The following is a 2,969-nucleotide window of genomic DNA, read 5'->3' on the forward strand; positions in this document are numbered from 1 at the left end:
ATATTGGCCACCTGCCCCACCAGAAAGCCCTGAATGGTACGGTTGTACTCGGTGATGATGAGGTTGGATTCATTGTCGATGGACATGGGGCGCATACCGATGGCGCTGCGCAGGTTGATCACCGGGATCGAGGTACCGCGGATATTGGCCACCCCGCTGATATTGTGATGGGAGCCCGGCATCTTGCTCAGATGGGGCAGTTTGACCACTTCCCGCACCTTGAAAACGTTGATAGCGAACATCTGGCGGGTGCCGAGACGAAACATCAATAACTCGAGGCGGTTTTCCCCCACCAGTTGAGTTCGTTGATCAACGGAATCCAATATACTCGCCATACGCTGATATCCATCTGATTATTAATCGACTCTATTATAGAGGCTGCCCGCCAGGAAAGGCAGGCGCATTTTCAACCAGAGCGACCAACCAGACAAAAAAAGTGAGGCCGAAAAACCACTCATATGATTGACTGCCAAGCAAATAACCACACCAGACTGACAACTGCCGTCACACACCCAGCGCTCGCTGCCGGTCCGCCAGTGAACCTGCCAGCCAACTCGTCGGGATGTGAACAAGCTCCAAGCCCCTCCCCTGCGCCACAACTAAGTTGTTTATCAAGTAAATCATACTGTTACTGGGATCATAAAAACGCTTTTCCGCTCCGGTCCAGATTCGCTTAATGTGCGTTGGCTCACTGGTACGACATGCCAGAAATGTGACAATGCGCGCCCTTGGTCAACGAACCAAGGCTGCGGAATCACTGGCAAAAATAAAAAAGGAACACCTATGAAAGGCACTCGTACCCTGCTGTCGCTGGCCGTGGGGCTGGCATTTGCATCTCCCTCCGTATATGCAGCTGACTTTGTCTGCCCATCCGACCAGGCTCAACTCACCCCCATCCCGACCCTTCAGGGCACAGGCTCCGCCAGCGCGCTCGCCACTACCTCAACATCCACCGGGGCTGTCAGCCCAGACTCTTTCCGCGTCAAGGGTGTTGTTACCACTGTGGGCCAAAGTCTGACCAAGGGTTTCTATCTGACCGACCCGGTGGGCGATGGCGACCCGGCCACCTCGGATGGCATCTTTGTCTATCTGAGCGACAAGGACTTCGCGACCAAATATAAAGACATCAAACCGGGAGCTGAGCTCTGCCTGGAAGCCCAGGTCGAGGAGTTCTTGGGCGGCACCCAGCTCAAGCTGAAATGGGATGGTACTGAGCCCCGGCTCAAGGTTCTCGGGCAGGGTAAAAACGTGCCGGTAAGCGTACTCAAAGTCAATGACGATGAAAGCCTGAAGCAAGCCCTCAATCGCCACGAAGGGATGCGGGTACGGCTCGACAGCAGCAGCGATCTTCACCTGACCCGCAACTTCAGCTTCGACTACAAGGCCTCTCGCACTAACCTGGAACTCTCCCATAAGGCGCCGCTTATCAAGCCGACCCAGCTCCATGTTGCCAGCAGCCCGGAAGCGGTCGCGCTGGCCGCCAAAAATGGCAACAACCGACTGGCGGTCGAGTCTGATTTCAAAGTACAAAATGGCGCCCTGCCCTGGTTCCCGGCGCTGGATGCCGATCAGGGTTATCTGCGTATCGGTGATCAGATAGATGGTCTGGAAGGGACTGTTATCTACAACAAGGACGCTTTCCGCCTGATGGTACCCAACGATGTCACTATCGGGGTCGCCAACTTGCTGCGTACTGCGCAAGATGATCGCCAGCTGACCGCCCCCACTCGAACTCCAGGCAGCAACCTGCGGATCGCAAGCTTTAACGTGCTCAACTACTTCACCAGCGCGCCAGAGATTGGTGGCGATCTTAATAACACCTGCCAAGGAACATACAAAGATAGTTGTAACCGTGGTGCCAAAACACTGCTTGCCTTCGAGAAGCAGCGCACCAAAATAGCCAACGCCATTACCGAGATGGACGCCGACCTGCTCGGCCTGATGGAGATGGAGAACAACGGCTTTGGTGACAACTCCGCCCTCCATAATCTGGTGACCCGTCTCAACGAACAGCAGAAGGATACAAGCAAACACTACGCCTATGTCCGTCTGCCGGTCACTGCCCTCACCGATGGCAAGTTCTTCGGCGGCGACGCCATCATGGTGGCGATGATCTACCGCCCTGCCCTGATCACCCCCAGCGGGGATGCCAGCGTCATCAAGCTGCCGGAGCAGCGCTACATCACAGGTGGAGCAGCCAAAACCGCTGGTCAACGCGACTCGCTGGTTCAGACCTTCACCATTGCCAAGAGCAAAGAACCGCTGACTGTGGTAGTCAACCACCTCAAATCCAAGGGATCAGGCTGCTATGAAAATGGCGATGGCAAGACAGAGCCGGCCGACCTGCAGGGCAAGTGCACCGAGTTCCGGGTCTCCGCCGCCAAGGTACTGGGTGAAGCGGTCAGCAAACTGCCGGGCCAGGTGCTGCTGGTGGGGGACTTCAACTCCTACGCCAAGGAAGATCCGATCCGGGTACTGACAGACTACAACCCGGCCACCAGCGAGCGGAAGATCGTATCTGCCTCCCACACCTTTATCGGTGAACAACCTTACGAGCAGATGGGGCGCGAGGCGACCAAGAACTATGGCTTCGTCGATCTCAACGTCAAGTTTAACAAGGAGAAAGCCATCTCCTACAGCTATGACGGCGAACTCGGTACCCTCGACTATGCCCTCGCCAACTCGGCACTGGCCAGCAAGGTGGCGGGTGTCTCCGACTGGCATATCAACGCCTTCGAAAGCAACCAGTTCGAGTACGCTGCCAAATTCACCGATGCACTACTCAAGTCTGACAACCCCTTCAGCGCCTCCGATCATGATCCCATCATCGTCGACCTCAAACTGGAGAGTGATGCCACCAAACCGGACACCTCCTCAGGCGGTGGTGCGCTGGGACTCGGCCTGCTGGCCCTGTTGCCACTGGCTTGGCGACGTCGCCGTTAACCACAGGCGCATCTGAATCGTGCAAG

Annotated in this window: 2 protein-coding genes; one reads left to right on the plus strand and one right to left on the minus strand. The window is 56.2% G+C overall.

The genetic code is table 11. The features are described 5' to 3' along the window. A partial coding sequence (locus ACRAUW_RS17550) for a chemotaxis protein CheW (RefSeq protein WP_431363300.1) occupies positions 1 to 335 on the minus strand: 335 nt, incomplete at its 3' end. Between the two features lie 448 nt (positions 336 to 783). Here ACRAUW_RS17550 and ACRAUW_RS17555 point away from each other — a divergent pair. After that, positions 784 to 2,943, plus strand: a complete 2,160-nt coding sequence (locus ACRAUW_RS17555) for an ExeM/NucH family extracellular endonuclease (protein WP_431363301.1) — start codon at positions 784 to 786, stop codon at positions 2,941 to 2,943. Positions 2,944 to 2,969 lie beyond the last annotated feature (26 nt).

This window comes from Aeromonas sp., from assembly GCF_050633025.1.
Taxonomy (GTDB): Bacteria; Pseudomonadota; Gammaproteobacteria; order Enterobacterales; family Aeromonadaceae; genus Aeromonas.

Coding starts and splice junctions, on each gene's coding strand:
- ACRAUW_RS17555 (WP_431363301.1), top strand. CDS start 784: ATGAAAGGCACTCGTACCCTGCTGTCGCTGGCCGTGGGGCTGGCATTT.